This is a genomic window from Amycolatopsis sp. EV170708-02-1 (genome assembly GCF_022479115.1).
Classification (GTDB): domain Bacteria; phylum Actinomycetota; class Actinomycetes; order Mycobacteriales; family Pseudonocardiaceae; genus Amycolatopsis.
Map to the genome: position 1 here is coordinate 9,593,561 of NZ_CP092497.1, position 16,214 is coordinate 9,609,774.

The window sequence follows — 16,214 nt, forward strand, 5'->3', positions numbered from 1 at the left end:
CAGGTTAGCGATCGAACCCGGTCAGCAGCTTCACCGCGTCGGCGGATCCCGGGTCCTTCGGGGTGTAGATCTCCAGCCGGTGGTCGGGACTGTCGGGCTGGAGCCACACCTGGTAGTCGACGCCGAGCGTGCCGACCGTCGGATGCCGCAACCACAGGGCGCCGACGGTGCAGTCGGCGACGTCGCCGGTCGCCCAGAGCCTCGCGAATTCGTCGCTGCGCATGGTCAATTCGCCGATGAGTGCGGCGAGGCGCGCGTCGGTGGGGTAGCGACCGGCGGTCAACCGCAGATAGGCGACATGGATCGGGGCCAGTTCGGCACGGTTCCGGTGCAGCTCGCGGGTGAGCGGGTCGAGGAAGAACATCCGGGGCAGCGACGGCCGCCGTTCCGGATCCTTCGGCGCGTCGAAGTCGAGATGTTCGGCCATGAGCGAGTGCCCGCCGTGGTTCCACGCGAGCACGTCGCCGCGACGGCCGAAGACGAGCGCGGGCACGGTCTCGCCGAGGTTCTCCAGCAGCGCGAGCACCCGGGGATGCGGTTCTTCCGGGCCTGGGTCGGACATCTTCGGAAGCGAGGACCGCCGGGCGAGGTTGTGCAGGTGCGTGGTTTCGACGTCGTCGAGCCGCAGCGCGCGGGCGAGCGCGTCGAGCACCTGCTGTGAAGCGGTCTCGGCCAGGCCCTGTTCAAGCCGCGTGTAGTACCCGGCGCTCACCCCGGCGAGCTGGGCGAGCTCCTCGCGGCGCAGCCCGGGCACGCGGCGGGAGGTGCCGTAGGTGCGCAGGCCGATCTCGGCGGGAGTCACCCGGTCACGACGGCTTTTGAGGTAAACGCCGAGGCTTTCCATGCCTCCGAGCCTAAGTACTTCGCCCGCCGCGTGGGTGTACCCGCGAGGTGTACCCATGGCACGGGGATGGCTGCTCCCTCGAAGCCGGTACAGCGTCGAGGGCATGACACGACAGCACACCCGGGCCTGGTTCGGCCTACTGGTGATCCTCTGCCCGGTGTTCCTGGTCTCGATGGACGGATCGATCCTGTTCCTCGCGATGCCCAGGATCGGCCAAGCGCTCACTCCCACGGCCGATCAGGCGTTGTGGATCCTGGACGTCTACGGTTTCGCGGTCGGCTCGCTGCTGATCGCGTTCGGCGCCATCGGCGACCGGTACGGACGGCTGAAGCTGCTGATGATCGGCTCCGCCGTGTTCGGCCTCGGCTCGGCGGGCGCGGCCTTCGCGCCGAATCCGGAAACGCTCGTCTTCTTCCGCGCGCTGATGGGGCTGGCGGGTGCGACGCTGCTGCCGTCCGCGCTCGCCGTGCTGAGCGAACTCTTCCCCGATCCGCGGCGGCGGGCGCGTGCCATCGGGATCTTCGCGGCCGCGTTCGCCGCCGGTTTCGCGATCGGCCCGGTCGTCGGCGGGGTCCTGCTGGAGCGATACCCGTGGGGCTCGGTCTTCCTGGTCAACCTGCCGGTGATCGCGGTGTTCCTGGCGCTCGCGCCGGTGCTGCTGCGCGAGGTGCGGGCGACCGGGAAAGGCCGGGTCGACGTGCTGAGCGTGGCGCTCTCCGCCGCCGGCCTCCTGCTGGCGATCTACGGGATCAAGCACGCGGCCGCCGACGGTCTCTCCGTGTTCGCGGTCTCCACCGGGATCACCGGCGCCGCGCTGCTGACGTGGTTCGTCCGGCGGCAGCGAGGGCTGGAGCAGCCGCTGATCGAGTTCTCCCTGTTCCGCGACCGTGTCTTCACGGTCGCGATCGTCACCGGGCTGGTGCCGCTCGCCGCGTGGTCGGCGGCCGCGTACCTGTCGGGTATCCACCTGCAGTCCGTGCTCGGACTGCCCGTCCTGCACGCGGCGCTGCTGGCGCTGCCCGGCGCGGCCGTCCTCACGATCATGTGCGTCGTCACGCCCGCGCTGGTCGACCGCGTCGGCAAGCGGACGGCGCTGGTCGCCTGCCATTTCTCCATCGCCGCCGGGCTGGCGCTGCTGCTGATGACCGGCGTCACCGGCGGGGCGGGCTGGTACGTCGCGTCGACGGTGGTCGCCGGGATCGGCTACGGCATCTCGTTCAGCGTGGTGGCCGACACGGCCGTCGCGGCGGTGCCCTCCGAACGGGCGGGAGCCGCGGGCGCCATCGCCGAGACGAGCAACGAGATCGGCAACGCGCTGGGGATCGCGCTCATGGGCTCGCTCGCCGCGCTGGTGTTCCGCCTGACGGGCCCGGACGTCGCGCCCACCCTCGGCGAAACCCTCGATATCGCGCCTGCGGCCGCTCTTGACGCGAAGGAGGCTTTCGTCGCCGGCCTGCACACCGCCGTCGCGGTGCTCAGCCTGCTGCACGTCGGGCTAGGGGCTCTCGCTCTGCGATGGCTCCCTCACTCGGAGAAGGCGCTCGTGCCCCAGGCGTCGGCGTAGGCGAATTCAGCCAGGGGAACCCGCTCGCGCGGTGCCTTCTCGCGCTCGATCCGCCAGTCCTCTTCGAGCACCGACGGGTCCGCGGGGTGGCCGACCGCGATGGCGACCTTGGGGACGACGTCGTCGGGGAGACCGAAGAAGTCCTTCGCCGCCTCGGCGGAGAAGCCTGCCATCTGGTGCGCGATCAGGCCGAGGTCGACGGCCTGGAGCACGAGGTTCTCGCTCGCCAGCCCCAGCCCGTACTCGGCGTACGGGACGTCGCCCTTCTCGTTCGTGGTCACCATCACGCCGATCAGCAGCAGCCCGGCGCGATGGGCCCACGCGCGGTTGCCCGAGTTGAGCGTCGAGAGGATGCGGTCGAACGACGGCGTGCCCCGAAGGCCGACCAGGTAGCGGGCGGGCTGGGTGTTGCCGAACGACGGCGCCCAGCGCGCCGCTTCGAGCAGCGCGCGGAGCTGGTCTTCGGACACCGTGGCGGCCTCGTCGTAGGCGCGCGGGCTCCAGCGGTGGGCCAGGATCGACGCGATCGGGGTACTTGTGTCGGCTGGTTTGTGCACGGCTAGGGAAGATACAGCGGAGCGAAGCTCCTCGTTTGAGGGTGGCGGCGGGGGCATGGATGGATAACAAGGGGTGCTCTCCGTCACTAAAGTGAAAGGCCTCCGACTATTTCGTTGGTGTTAAGGAAGATTTACTTCCAGGAGTCCTCGAAGTGGTGGTCAGGACCACTTACGAGGGTGGCGGGCGTGCGTGACCCCGGTAGGCTTTCGCCCAAATAAGGGACGCGGGGGCTCCTCGGTGCCCACGAGGAGCACGCCCGGCCCGTCGAGGAGGTTCGGGCGTGGCCCTCGTGGTCCAGAAGTACGGCGGTTCGTCGCTGGAAAGTGCCGACCGGATCAAACGCGTCGCGGAACGCATCGTCGCCACCAAGAAGGCGGGCAACGACGTGGTCGTCGTCTGCTCCGCCATGGGCGACACGACGGACGAGCTGCTCGACCTGGCTCAGCAGGTCAACCCGGCTCCGCCGGAGCGCGAGATGGACATGCTGCTCACCGCGGGTGAGCGCATCTCCAACTCGCTGGTGGCGATGGCGATCTCGGCGCACGGCGCGGAGGCCTGGTCGTTCACCGGCTCGCAGGCCGGTGTGGTGACGACGTCGGTGCACGGCAACGCGCGGATCATCGACGTCAGCCCCAGCCGCGTGACGGAGGCCCTCGACCAGGGCTACATCGCGCTGGTGGCCGGGTTCCAGGGCGTGTCGCAGGACACCAAGGACATCACCACCCTCGGCCGCGGCGGTTCGGACACCACCGCCGTCGCGCTGGCCGCGGCGCTGAACGCCGACGTCTGCGAGATCTATTCCGATGTGGACGGTGTGTACACCGCCGACCCGCGGGTCGTCTCCGACGCCCGCAAGCTCGACACCATCGCCTACGAGGAGATGCTGGAGCTCGCCGCGAGCGGATCGAAGATCCTGCACCTGCGCTCGGTGGAGTACGCGCGCCGCTACGGCGTCCCGATCCGAGTCCGTTCTTCCTACAGTGACAAGCCGGGCACCACGGTGACCGGTTCTATCGAGGAGATCCCCGTGGAACAAGCGTTGATCACCGGTGTGGCGCACGACCGCTCCGAAGCCAAGATCACGGTGACCGGAGTGCCGGACCACGCCGGTGCCGCCGCCAGGATCTTCCGGGTGATCGCCGACGACGAGATCGACATCGACATGGTGCTGCAGAACGTGTCCAGCACCGTCTCCGGCCGCACCGACATCACCTTCACGCTGTCGAAGGCCAACGGGGCCAAGGCCGTGCAGTCGCTGGAGAAGATCAAGGACGAGATCGGCTTCGAGTCCGTCCTCTACGACGACCATGTCGGCAAGGTGTCGCTCGTCGGCGCGGGGATGCGTTCGCACCCCGGTGTCACGGCGACGTTCTGCGAGGCGCTCGCGCAGTCGGGCGTCAACATCGAAATCATCAACACCTCGGAGATCCGGATCTCGGTGCTCATCCGGGACGCGCAGCTCGACGACGCGGTGCGCGCGATCCACGAGGCGTTCGAACTCGGCGGCGACGAAGAAGCCGTCGTCTACGCGGGGAGTGGTCGCTGATGTCGGAAGGTTTGCGGGTAGGTGTGGTCGGGGCGACCGGTCAGGTCGGCGGCGTGATGCGCCGTCTGCTGGCCGAACGGGGTTTCCCGGTCGCCGAAATGCGGTACTTCGCTTCGGCGCGGTCCGCCGGTTCGAAGCTTCCTTGGCGTGACGGGGAAATCGTCATCGAGGACGCGACGACCGCGGATCCGTCCGGTTTGGACATCGCGCTGTTCTCCGCCGGTGGCTCGACCTCCAAGGCCCAGGCGGAACGGTTCGCCGCCGCCGGTGCCACGGTGATCGACAACTCGTCGGCGTGGCGGATGGACCCGGACGTCCCGCTGATCGTCAGCGAGGTCAACCCGGAGGCGGTCAAGGAGGCGCGCAAGGGGATCATCGCGAACCCCAACTGCACCACCATGGCCGCGATGCCGGTGCTCAAGCCGTTGCACGCCGAAGCCGGCCTGGTGCGGCTGGTCGCCAGCACCTACCAGGCGGTGTCCGGCAGCGGGCTCGCCGGCGTCGAGGAGCTGGAAGGCCAGCTCGCCGCCGCGGCGGCGAACGCGGGCGCCCTGACTCACGACGGCGCGGCGGTGACCTTCCCCGAGCCGAAGAAGTACGCGCGGCCCATCGCGCACAACGTCCTCCCGCTGGCCGGGTCCATTGTGGACGATGGCGAGTTCGAGACGGACGAGGAGAAGAAGTTCCGCAACGAGAGCCGCAAGATCCTGAGCATCCCGGAGCTGCTGGTCTCGTGCACCTGTGTGCGGGTGCCGGTGTTCTCGGGGCACTCGATCTCGATCAACGCCGAGTTCGCGCAGCCGCTTTCCGTCGCCCGTGCGACCGAGCTGCTGACCGGCGCGCCCGGCGTGGAGCTGTCGGACATCCCGACCCCGCTGCAGGCCGCCGGCCAGGACCCGTCGTACGTCGGCCGGCTGCGGACGGATCCGGGCGTCGACGGCGGTCGCGGCCTGGTGCTGTTCCTGTCGAACGACAACCTGCGGAAGGGCGCGGCGCTCAACGCCGTGCAGATCGCGGAACTGGTCGCCGCGAACTCCTGACCCGGCGTGCAAGGAACGGTCCTTTCCTCGCGAATTTCGCAAGGAACGGACCGTTCGTTGCGTCCGCTGGTCCTCTGACACCCGCGTTCAGGGGCAGCGCCGACCGTGTCCCAGGTGCCTTCAGACGGACGGCACGCGTGACTGCCGGGACGACGCGCGTGATCAGACGGACGACACGTGTGTCCAGGCGGACGACTCGCGGCGGAGCGGCCGCGCACGTGTGCCGTCCGTCCAGTCACGTGTGCCGTCCGTCTGATCACACGTGCCGTCCACCCAGTCACGCGACGGGGCGGCTCCTGAACGCCTCAGGGCTTAGTCGCACCCGCACAAGCCGCGTACCGCGTGGCCAGGAACTCGGCCCGAGGATCCGCGCTGTAGGACCACACCCCGCCGTCCGCCCGCGTCCCCAGCTGCCGGAACTGCTCGACGGCCTCGTCGAAGCGCCCGTTCTCCACGAGCGCCTTCGCCAGGTACGCCCGGTCTCCTCGTTTCTCCGGGTAGTCCTCGCCGTCGAGCAGCGCCAGGATCCCGTCGAGCGCGCCGGACACCCGCGGCGAACGCCACGCGGGCACGTCCTGGAACTCGGCTTCGTGCGCGGCGCGCAGCAGCAGCGGGGCCAGGTCCGGCGACTTCGCCGCGGCGGTCTCGGCGAACTCCCACATCAGCTCGTTCGAGCCGAACCACTTCTGGCACCAGTACTGCAAGGCCCGCGAGTGCGCGCCGCGATGCCGCGGGTCGCGGGCGACGAGTTCCGCCCAGACCTTCCGGTACTGGTCGTTCTCGTACTGCCGCCCCATCGCGATCGTGAGCGCGGTCACCCACGGCGTCGGGTCTTCGGGAGCCAGCTCCGCCGCCTCGTGCACGGCCTCCTCGGCCTGCTCCAGCACTCGGAAGAAGGCTGCGAACTGCTCCTGCGTGACGTGCTTCGCCTGGTGTGAACTGCGCACCTCCCAAGCCACGCTCACCAGTGAATCCGCGTTGACGAGCGCCGCGCCAGGGTCGCCGGGGCGGGCCTTCCGCCACGCCCGCAGCCACTCGTCGTCCTTCGCGGCGGCGTCACCGAGCACGCCGGTCACCTGATCGCGGCGAGCCCAGTTCCCGCGGGTCGACGCCAGCAGCGCGGCGGCCCCTTCCCACTCCCCGCGGGCGGTCGATTCCTGTACGGCGAGGATCTCCTCGTCGGTCCAGTACTCCTTGGCCGACACCTCGCCGTCGGCCGGGAGACCCCAGCGCGTGACGTCCGGGATCCTGCCCTTGAACTTGGGCTTCTCCGGCGGTAGCAGCGCGGCGAACTCTTCCGGCGTCAGCTGGTCGTTGAGTTCGTCGATGCTGACGCCGCGTCGCTTCGCCTCCTTCATCACGGCGAAGACGGCCTTGCGTTGACGGGACTTGAACAGCCAAAGCACGGAAACTCCTTAAGAACGAACAAGAGTGAGGGCCGGCCGGTAGCCGGCGGGCACTCCGGCGGCGGTCAGCAGCGCGCGCAGTGGCGCGGTGTCGGATTCGGCCGCGGTGGCCTGGTCGAGGGCGGGCGCCAGCCGGTCTTCCAGCGGCTCGTCCACGGTGAACGGCGCCGGCCCGGACCACGAAAGCGACCATCGCCCCGCGCCGACGTCGGTGAGCGCCGCGTGGACGACGACCGCCAGCCGCCGTCGGACCGAGACGGCGGCGAACTCGCGGCGGGCCCGCTGCCCGGCTCCGGCGGGCGGCGCCGCGCCGGGATCGGCCAGCTCCTCGTGCCTGCCCGCGTCGAGCAGGTCCAGCGCCATGTCCAGGGTGCGTTCGCCCAGGATCTCGGCGGCCGCTTCGGCGGCGGCGTGACGATGGCCGATGGCGACCAGCGACTGCCAGTCCGTCCGCCGTTTCGTGTGCGCCTCGTCGGAGAAGACGGTGAACAGCGCCTCGTCGAGCATCTTCTCGGCGCCGGTCAGCAGTTCGGTCGCCGGACGTTCGCCGCCGGGACGGACCGGGATCACGGTGCCCGCTTCGAGCGTCGCGACGCGGTCCCGGGTGGCCGGATGCGAGTCCCATCGCGAGGTCTCGCCCTCCGGCGGGTTCCGGCGCATCTCCTCCATCTGCTCCGCGCGGGCCGGGTCGGTGAGCAGCGCGCGGTAGCCCTCGCCGAACCGGTCCGGGAGATATCCCGCGTCCCAGCCGATCGCGGCGTAGTTGTTCATGAAGAACCGCCAGGTGACGGCCAGCGCTTCGATCTCGCGCAGGGCCGAGGTCGCCGCGTCGGTGCCCGCGAGCCGTGCCGAGACGGCGTCGGCCGCGAGCTCCTGAGCCCGGCAGACACTCATCGAGACGACGAAATACAGCTTCGCGTACTGCTTGAAGAGCCAGCCGACGAAGCGCTCGAAATAGCCGTCGCGGTCGAGGCCTTCGACCACTCGCGCGATCGACTTGCGCCCGCGATAGGTCAGGGCGGCGAAGCGGGTGTCCTTGTTGCTGTAATGCCCGAGTTCGTGCGCGAGCACGGCGCGGAACTGGTCCTGGCGCAGCCCCATGATCAGCGGCACACCGATGATCATGCGACGGCGCAGCACCCGCAGCCCGAGCCACGAGGTGCGCTCGGTGACCGCGGCGTTGACGTCCGGATCGAGGTAGATCTCGTCCGGCGGACGGGTGCCCGCCTCGGCCGCCAGCTCCCGGACCAGCGCCCAGAGCGCGGGTTGGGACTCCGGCGTCACCTGGACGCCGGGTACGTCGTCGTCGGTCACCCGCTCGACCGTGAGCAGGGTCTTGAGCAGGATCCAGCCGACCGGCACGGTGATGATGCCGAGCTTGATCGCCGCCATGACGTTGTGCTGCAAAGCCAGTACTTCGAGTGTCACGATCCCGCCGACGAACGCGAGCACCAGCAGCGGGAACCCCGCCAGCAGGACGGCAGCGAGCAGCCCACGAAAAGACTTCACTGTGAAACGGACCTTCCCCAGAGTTGGTGTACCCCCGACACCGAGCGCTCATTGTGCCCGAAGCGCCTCGCGCGGCCGATCACTTTTCGAATACGATCGAAGACTTCGCGATGAACATCACCCCGGGGCAGACATGTCGCATGTGGACTGTCCATTGTGGAGCTGGGTAATTGCCTTGTCCGGTTCGCCCGATCGGTGCATTCTCAACGGCGACAAAACGTTTTCCACGAAGGGGAAGTCATGTACACGGCGGTCGAAGGCTCGCGGGTTCCGATCCGGATGTGGGCGGACCCCGCATCGGTCGAGGACCAGGCCATGCGGCAGCTGCACAACGTCGCCAACCTGCCGTGGGTGCACGGCGTCGCGGTCATGCCCGACGTCCACTACGGCAAGGGCGCGACCGTCGGCAGCGTGATCGCGATGCGCGACGCGGTGTCCCCGGCCGCCGTCGGCGTGGACATCGGCTGCGGGATGAGCGCGGTGCGGACCTCGCTCACCGCCGCCGACCTGCCCGACGACCTGCTGAAGCTCCGCCGCCGGATCGAATCGGCCGTCCCGGTCGGGTTCGGCCTGCACAAGACCCCGGTGAACCCGGCGAAGGTGCACGGTGTCGGTGGCTGGGACGCCTTCTGGAAGTCCTTCGGCGACCTGCACCCCGGCGTCCAGGAACTGCACGACCGCGCGTCGCGCCAGATCGGGAGCCTCGGCGGCGGTAACCACTTCATCGAGGTCTGCCTCGAACAGGGCGGCGAGGACGAAGGCCGCGTATGGCTGATGCTGCACTCCGGTTCGCGCAACATCGGCAAGGAGCTCGCGGAGCGGCATATGGCCGTCGCGCGGAAGCTGCCGCACAACGCGGATCTGCCGGATCCGGACCTCGCGGTGTTCGTCGCGGGCACGCCGGAGATGCAGGCGTACCGGCGCGACCTCTTCTGGGCGCAGGACTACGCGGCGCGCAACCGCGCCACCATGGTCGCGCTCGTGAAGCAGGCGCTGAAGGACGTCGTGCCGCAGACGACGTTCGACGACGCGATCAGCTGCCATCACAACTACGTCGCCGAGGAGACCTACGACGGCGTCGACCTGCTGGTGACCCGCAAGGGCGCGATCCGCGCGGGTTCGGGTGACCTCGGGATCATCCCGGGCAGCATGGGCACCGGTTCGTACATCGTGCGCGGCCTCGGGAACGCGTCGTCCTTCCAGTCCGCGTCGCACGGGGCGGGCCGCCGGATGTCGCGGAACAAGGCCAAGAAGCTGTACACCGCCGAAGACCTCGCCGCGCAGACCGCCGGCGTGGAATGCCGCAAGGACTCCGGTGTGGTGGACGAGATCCCGGCCGCGTACAAGGACATCGAAACGGTGATCAAGGCGCAGACGGACCTCGTCGAGGTGGTCGCGCACCTCAAGCAGGTCGTCTGCGTGAAGGGCTGAAACGTGGGTGGTGCGCCGGGGAACCCGACATACCACCCACGTTTCTCGCTACCCGGACCCCGCCCCACCACGGCCCTCAACTGACAGGCTTCGCCTGGCTGGCTACATTCGACTCATGAAGAGGTTGGGAATCGCGGCGCTACTGGCGGCCGCCGGGCTCGTGCTTGCGGGCTGCAGCGAGGTCACGAACGCCGTCGATCAGACGAACAAGGCCGCGACGAAGGTCGGCGCCTGCGCCGAGGCGCTCAGCCTCGCCGACCTCAATCCGGACCCGGCGACGATCAAGGAGCGCGCCGCGGACAAGGAGAAGCGCCTGCGTGAGCTGGCGAACAGCGTCGGCGAGCAGAACGTCGCGAGCGCGCTCACCGGCATGGCCGACTCGTATCTGCAGGTGCAGAAGGAGAACATCCAGGACGCGGGCAAGGTCGCGGACTGGACCAAGCGCAACCTCGACCAGATCGAGGCCCTCCGCAAGGTCTGCGCCTAGCCGGAGCTGAAGGCCTTTCCCCGCATGACGCCACGAAAGGGCCCTTCACCGCGTCGCATGCGGTGAAGGGCCCTCTCGGCTCACTTCAGGAGGAGGAGAGCGCGGGCACCTGGGCGGGCGTCCGGGACCGGCGCCAGAACAGGCCGACCGAGGCGATCGCCAGCGCGCCCAGCGCCGACGCCGCGAACCCCCAGCCCGGGCTCGAATGGTCGATCACGAACCCGATGATCGGGCTCCCGATGGCCAGCCCGATCCGGCTGGCCGCGTCCAGCAGTCCCATCGCCTCACCGCGCACCCGCGGCGGGGCCGCCGCGCTGACCGTCTCCGTACTCGCCGCGAGCGTCGGCGCGCACAGCACGTTGCTCGGGAAGAGCACGATCGCCAGCAGCCACCACGGCTCCGAGATCAGCCCGACCGGCAGCGTCAGCACCGCGAGCAGCACCATCAGCGTGCCCTGCGAAAGCGACCGCCGGACCGCGCCGTGGATCGCCCCGCCGAGGACGGACGCGACGCACATCAGCGTGATCAACAGGCCCGACCAGGCGATGTCACCGCTCGCGCGCAGCGTCGCCAGCGCGGCGAGCTCCATGCCGACCAGGCAGAACAGCGCGCCCGCGGCGATGAACATCGCCATCACGAGCCGTCCGGTGAGCCAGCTCCGCACGGGCGGCCGCTCCCCGGTGAACACCTCGGCGTCGGCCTCGGCGCGGATCGGCGGGTTCTGCCGGTAGATCAGCGTCGCCGAAAGCGCGAAGCAGACCCCGATACCGGTGAGCGCGTAAACCGCGGGGAGCTGCGTGATCGCCATGATCCCGGCCGACGGCCCGATCATGAACGACGCCTCCACCAGGATCGTGTCCAGCGAATAGGCCGCTCGCCGCTGCTCCAGCGGCACGAGCGCGGTGAGCACCAGCCGCGCGAGCGTTCCGGCCGGCACCGACAGCACCCCCGCGGGGAGCGCGACCGCGAGCAGCACCTGATACGGCAGATGTGGCGCGCTGATCCAGAACGTCGACGAGGCGAGCCCGCAGATCGCGACGACCGGCCGCAGCCCGTAGCGGTCGACGTACCTGCCGACGAGTGGTGCCCCGATCGCGCTGCCGAGCGTGGTGGCGGCGCCGATCAGCCCGGCCGCGCCGTAGCCGCGGCCGAGATCGTTGACCACGTACAGCGTCATCGTCACGCCCATGGCCGTCATCGGGAGCCGGGCCAGGAACATCAGCAGCATCGAGCTGGGAACTCCGGGCACGGCTAACACGCGACGATACGGAGCGAGGGCCATATGACCGATGAGAACGTAACTTGGTACGCACGTGCAAGTTTTTTTCGGGGAGGCACGGGTCACCCGGTCCGGGGTGGTTTCTTGACTGATTCCAGATTAGCCGGGAGGGTGGTGGTGACTGACCGCTCACCACCACGAACCAGGAGGCACCGGCGTGACCCTGCCGACCACGAACAACGTGGGCATCCCCGTCGCGAGCGACAACGACTCCCTGACGGTAGGCGCCAACGGCCCGATCCTGCTGCAGGACCACTACCTGATCGAGAAGAACGCCCAGTTCAACCGCGAACGTGTGCCGGAGCGCGTCGTCCACGCCAAGGGCGGCGGCGCGCACGGCTTCCTCGAGGTCACGGAGGACGTCAGTCAGTTCACGAAGGCCGCGTTGTTCCAGCCCGGCGTGCGCACCGAGAGCCTGGTCCGGTTCTCGTCGGTCGCCGGCGAGAACGGCTCGCCCGACACGTGGCGCGACCCGCGCGGCTTCGCGGTGAAGTTCTACACCTCCGAAGGCAACTACGACCTCGTCGGCAACAACACCCCGGTGTTCTTCATCCGCGACCCGATCAAGTTCCCCGACTTCATCCACTCGCAGAAGCGCCGCGCCGACAACCACCTGCGCGACCACGACATCCAGTGGGACTTCTGGACGCTTCGGCCCGAGTCCGCGCACCAGGTCACCTGGCTGATGGGCGACCGCGGCATCCCGTCGAACTGGCGGGAGATGGACGGCTTCGGCTCGCACACCTACCTGTGGGAGAACGCCGGCGGCGAGAAGTTCTGGGTCAAGTACCACTTCAAGACCGACCAGGGCATCGGCTACCTGCCGCAGGCCGACGCGGACCGGATCGCGGGCGAGGACTCCGACTACTACATCCGCGACCTGTTCAAGAACATCAAGCAGGGCAACCACCCCAGCTGGACGCTGTACGTCCAGGTGATGCCGTACGCCGAGGCCGCGGACTACCGGTTCAACCCGTTCGACCTGACCAAGGTGTGGCCGAAGGGCGACTACCCGCTGATCAAGGTCGGCCGCTGGGTGCTCGACCGCAATCCGGCGAACTACTTCGCGGAGATCGAGCAGGCCGCGTTCGAGCCGTCCAACCTGGTGCCGGGGATCGGCCCGTCGCCCGACAAGATGCTGCAGGGCCGTCTGTTCGCGTACCCGGACGCGCACCGCTACCGGATCGGCGCGAACTACACGCAGCTGCCGGTCAACGCGCCGAAGTCCCCGGTGAACAGCTACTCGCGTGACGGCGCGATGCGCTACAACAACCCGGGCGACCCGGTGTACGCGCCGAACTCCTACGGCGGCCCGCACGCGAGCGCGGAGATCGCCTCCGAGACCGCTTCGGGCTACGGCGTGGAGGACGAGGTCATCCGGTCGGCGTACAAGCTCCACGCCGAGGACGACGACTTCGGCCAGCCGGGCACGCTCGTGCGCGACGTGATGGACGACGCGCAGCGTCAGCGGCTCGCGGACAACATCATCGGCCACGCTTCGAACGACGTCTCCCAGCCGGTGCTGGAGCGCGTCTTCGAGTACTGGCGGAACGTCGACAAGGACCTCGGCGACAAGGTCGCGGACGCTTTCCGCAAGTAGAGGACCTCTCTTCGAGAGGCTGCTCCCACCACCGAACGCCCCCGGTGCGCGCACCGGGGGCGTTTCCATGTCCCCACTCGCATGTGAAACCAGAAGTGGGCGTGGCGTGCGTGGGGGACAACCCGAGTGGAGCAGTGCGACACGCCTGTCCGACGGAGTGATGAAGCCAAACGATCACCGTTTACACCGGTGTGGGTGAACGAGCCGTTCCACGGTGTCGGCCGGTCACTGCTGGTCATAAATCGGCGGCGAAAGGATGATCTTCAGGGGGAAGCACAAGATTTCGACGTTAATCAATTGCGGGGGTCTTCCCCGGGAATGAATCCGGCACGTAAGGGTTAGAAATCGGTTCCAACCGGTGATCGGGTGGTGTTCGGCCGATACGGCGGGTATCGATTTACCTCGTCAGGTCCCAGAGGCCAGGAGGTAAGGAATGAAAGGCAACATTGCCCGGATGATTGCCGTGGTCGCCACCGGCAGTCTGTTGGCGGTGGCCTCGGCCGGCGCCGCGACGGCTGGTACCGATGGTGGAAAGGGTTCGTCGAACACGCAGGCGCTCGCCGCGCAGGTGCTGCAGATGCGGGACGGCCTCACCAAGGTGGCCTACGCCGGTGACGTCGCCAAGACGCGGGCGGACTTGGACAAGCTGAGCCCCGTCCTCGGTGACATCGCCACGGGCAAGCGCTACCAGATCCAGACCGAAACGCAGAAGCTCGGCGATCTGGCCCAGGGCCGGTCCGTCGAGTCCAGCAGGCTGCTGGCCGACCCGACCGCCAAGGCACGTCAGCTGCCGCCGCTGCCGGTGCCGATCCCGTCGCTCCCGGACCTTCCCGGACCGCTGAAGATCGTCAGCGACCTGGTGAAAGCCCTGCTCGCGGCCGTGACCGGCATTCTCGGCGGCCTGCTCGGCGGGCTCCCTGTCCCGCCGCTTCCGGTACCGCCTGTGCCACTCCCCACGCCCTAGGAGACCAAGGGAGTCGTCCGGTTCCGCCGTGCAGGGCGGCGGGCCACGAAATGGGGGCCGGGGCCCGAGTGGGGACATTTCTCCCCACTCGGGCTCTGGCCGTCACCGGGGCGCGAGGCCCACCCGCAGGGCTCCCGCCGCCTCGGCCGTCGCCTCGCGGAACCGCCGTCCGACGCCGAGGAAGTTGAGATACCCGTGGATCAGGTCCGGCTGGCGGCTGAGCGCCACCGGAACACCCGCTTTCCGCAATTTCTCCGCGTAAGCCTCGCCCTCGTCGCGCAACGGATCGAATCCGGCCGTCGCGATATAGGCGGGCGGTAATCCGGAAACATCGCCGTGCAACGGGGAGAGTTTCGGGTTGTACAGATCGGTGCCCTTCGGCACGTAATGTCCTTCGAACCAGGTCATATCCGAATCGGTGAGGAACAGGTCCTCCGCGAACAATTCCCGGGAGCGGCGGCGCACGGTGAAATCGGTCGCCGGATAGAACAGCAGCTGGAACGCGGGCACCCCGCCGCCGCGTTTCACCGCCTGCTGCGCGGTCACCGCCGCGAGGTTCCCGCCCGCGCTGTCGCCGCCGACGGCGATGCGCGCCGGGTCCGCGCCCAGATCCCTCGCTTTCGCGTAGGCGTACTCGAACGCCGCGATCGCGTCTTCGGTGGCGCCGGGGAACCGCGTCTCCGGCGCGAGCCGGTATTCCACCGAAAGAACCCGCACTCCCGCCTGTTTCGCCAGGTAGCGGACGCTGTTGTCGTGGGAGGCGCGGCTGCCGACCACCCAGCCGCCGCCGTGGAAGAACACGAGCAGCCCGGACGGGTCGGGCAGCCCGGCCGGTGTGTAGAGCGTTGCAGGCACGTCGCCGTCACCCGTGGGGATGAGCAGTTCCCTGGTGGCGACCGGTTCGATCGTCGGCCCGCTCACCAGATGCCTGCTGGCCAGGAGCATGCTGCGCGACTCTTCGACGCTTCCCCGCACCAGCGACGCCTTCGCCAGTTTCTGCAGGCGGAGCAGGAGCTGGGCGTCCAACGCCAGTTCCTGTCCGTCCAGGCGTAGCGGCGGCCCGGCGATGGCCCGTCTGACCGGCCTCGGGAGCCAGAACGCCAGCTGCGAAAACGCGGCCTCGGCACGGATCTGGAGCGGTATCGCCATGCTTCCTCCTGGGGGCTTCCCGCCAGGTTACTTTCGAGTAGGTATGCCGTCCAGCGGGAACGCGGCCGTTGCGGCGAACGGGTGTGACGCAGGCCTCCGTTCCAGATCCTGGTCCTCCACTTAAGTAGAGGGGTTAGCCTCGAAAGCGTGACTTCGACGAACTCGGTGCATGTCCTCGGTATCGGCGGCTCTCTGCGGGAGGGTTCGCAATCCGAGCGCGCGCTGCGGATCGCGCTCGGCGCCGCGGCCGAGGCCGGAGTCACCACGGAGCTGATCTCCGGGCCCGAACTGGTGTTGCCGTTCTACGACACCGCGCTTGCCGAGCGGCACGAGCGCGCCACCCGGCTGGTCGAAGCGATCCGCCGCGCCGACGGGATCATCGTCGTCTCGCCCGGCTACCACGGCGCGCTGTCCGGCCTGGTCAAGAACGCCCTGGACTACGTCGAAGACCTGCGCGACGACGCCCGCCCGTATCTCGACGGCCGCGCGGTCGGCCTCGCCGCCGTCGCCTATGGCTGGCAGGCCGCCGTCACCACGCTGGAGCAGCTGCGCACGATCACGCACGCGCTGCGCGGCTGGGCCACCCCTTTGGGTGGTTCGATCAACACCGCGGAGACCAAATTCGACGAAGCCGGCGGCGCCTCGGACGAGAAGAGCGTCCGCACGCTCCGCCTGATCGGAAGCCAGGTCGCCGAGTTCGCGCTGAGTCACGCTGATCACTAGTCGTTTGCTCCGGTCATCGTCCGGGTAATTCCCGGAAGTGATGCCTGCCATGGGGTGGCAAGGTTTCGCGGTTGCGGGACGTTGACACCGAAGAGACGCTCAACGGGGCGTGTC

At 68.9% G+C, this 16,214-nt stretch carries 14 protein-coding genes; 8 read left to right on the top strand and 6 right to left on the bottom strand.

Annotated elements, in window-relative coordinates:
- Nucleotides 1–4 precede the first annotated feature (4 nt).
- The gene (locus tag MJQ72_RS44215; RefSeq protein ID WP_240596873.1) at nucleotides 5–844 is read right to left on the bottom strand and encodes a helix-turn-helix transcriptional regulator; all 840 of its coding nucleotides are present in this window, start codon (nucleotides 842–844) and stop codon (nucleotides 5–7) included.
- 103 nt (nucleotides 845–947) lie between these two features.
- On the opposite strand from MJQ72_RS44215, the gene MJQ72_RS44220 reads away from it, so the two are divergent.
- Nucleotides 948–2,408 (top strand): MFS transporter, encoded by a 1,461-nt coding sequence (locus tag MJQ72_RS44220; RefSeq protein WP_240596874.1) that lies wholly within the window; start codon nucleotides 948–950, stop codon nucleotides 2,406–2,408.
- On the opposite strand, the gene MJQ72_RS44225 is transcribed toward MJQ72_RS44220, so the two are convergent.
- Nucleotides 2,369–2,965, bottom strand: a complete 597-nt coding sequence (locus tag MJQ72_RS44225) for a nitroreductase family protein (protein WP_240596875.1) — start codon at nucleotides 2,963–2,965, stop codon at nucleotides 2,369–2,371. The genes MJQ72_RS44220 and MJQ72_RS44225 overlap by 40 nt on opposite strands.
- 281 nt (nucleotides 2,966–3,246) lie before the next feature.
- Between MJQ72_RS44225 and MJQ72_RS44230 the strand changes: the two genes are divergently transcribed.
- The gene (locus MJQ72_RS44230) at nucleotides 3,247–4,512 is read left to right on the top strand and encodes an aspartate kinase (RefSeq protein ID WP_240596876.1); all 1,266 of its coding nucleotides are present in this window, start codon (nucleotides 3,247–3,249) and stop codon (nucleotides 4,510–4,512) included.
- Nucleotides 4,512–5,552, top strand: a complete 1,041-nt coding sequence (locus MJQ72_RS44235; RefSeq protein ID WP_240596877.1) for an aspartate-semialdehyde dehydrogenase — start codon at nucleotides 4,512–4,514, stop codon at nucleotides 5,550–5,552. Before MJQ72_RS44230 ends, MJQ72_RS44235 begins: the two co-directional genes overlap by 1 nt.
- Before the next feature lie 305 nt (nucleotides 5,553–5,857).
- Here MJQ72_RS44235 and MJQ72_RS44240 read toward each other — a convergent pair whose 3' ends face one another.
- Nucleotides 5,858–6,958: a DUF4034 domain-containing protein gene (locus tag MJQ72_RS44240; protein WP_240596878.1), complete on the bottom strand. Its 1,101-nt coding sequence runs from the start codon at nucleotides 6,956–6,958 to the stop codon at nucleotides 5,858–5,860.
- 9 nt (nucleotides 6,959–6,967) lie between these two features.
- Nucleotides 6,968–8,467 carry a M48 family metallopeptidase gene (locus MJQ72_RS44245; protein ID WP_240596879.1) on the bottom strand — a complete coding sequence of 500 codons (1,500 nt, stop codon included), beginning with the start codon at nucleotides 8,465–8,467 and terminating at the stop codon, nucleotides 6,968–6,970.
- Nucleotides 8,468–8,707: 240 nt separating this feature from the next.
- Between MJQ72_RS44245 and MJQ72_RS44250 the strand changes: the two genes are divergently transcribed.
- Together MJQ72_RS44250 and MJQ72_RS44255 are read left to right on the top strand one after the other, a co-directional pair.
- Nucleotides 8,708–9,898: an RtcB family protein gene (locus tag MJQ72_RS44250; protein WP_038521118.1), complete on the top strand. Its 1,191-nt coding sequence runs from the start codon at nucleotides 8,708–8,710 to the stop codon at nucleotides 9,896–9,898.
- A 115-nt stretch (nucleotides 9,899–10,013) separates the two neighbouring features.
- Nucleotides 10,014–10,385, top strand: coding sequence for a hypothetical protein (locus MJQ72_RS44255; protein ID WP_240596880.1), 372 nt, complete (start codon nucleotides 10,014–10,016; stop codon nucleotides 10,383–10,385).
- 85 nt (nucleotides 10,386–10,470) lie between these two features.
- Here MJQ72_RS44255 and MJQ72_RS44260 read toward each other — a convergent pair whose 3' ends face one another.
- A complete protein-coding gene (locus MJQ72_RS44260; RefSeq protein ID WP_240601596.1) occupies nucleotides 10,471–11,613 on the bottom strand; it encodes an MFS transporter in 1,143 nt (380 codons plus the stop codon).
- Between the two features lie 208 nt (nucleotides 11,614–11,821).
- On the opposite strand from MJQ72_RS44260, the gene MJQ72_RS44265 reads away from it, so the two are divergent.
- Both MJQ72_RS44265 and MJQ72_RS44270 read left to right on the top strand, forming a co-directional pair.
- Nucleotides 11,822–13,264 (top strand): catalase, encoded by a 1,443-nt coding sequence (locus MJQ72_RS44265; RefSeq protein ID WP_240596881.1) that lies wholly within the window; start codon nucleotides 11,822–11,824, stop codon nucleotides 13,262–13,264.
- Nucleotides 13,265–13,697: 433 nt separating this feature from the next.
- Complete coding sequence (locus tag MJQ72_RS44270) at nucleotides 13,698–14,228, top strand: hypothetical protein (RefSeq protein ID WP_240596882.1); 531 nt, start codon at nucleotides 13,698–13,700, stop codon at nucleotides 14,226–14,228.
- A gap of 102 nt (nucleotides 14,229–14,330) precedes the next feature.
- Here the strand turns inward: MJQ72_RS44270 and MJQ72_RS44275 are convergent, their stop codons facing one another.
- Complete coding sequence (locus MJQ72_RS44275; protein ID WP_240596883.1) at nucleotides 14,331–15,377, bottom strand: alpha/beta hydrolase; 1,047 nt, start codon at nucleotides 15,375–15,377, stop codon at nucleotides 14,331–14,333.
- Nucleotides 15,378–15,524: 147 nt separating this feature from the next.
- Between MJQ72_RS44275 and MJQ72_RS44280 the strand changes: the two genes are divergently transcribed.
- A complete protein-coding gene (locus MJQ72_RS44280) occupies nucleotides 15,525–16,100 on the top strand; it encodes an NADPH-dependent FMN reductase (RefSeq protein ID WP_240596884.1) in 576 nt (191 codons plus the stop codon).
- Nucleotides 16,101–16,214 lie beyond the last annotated feature (114 nt).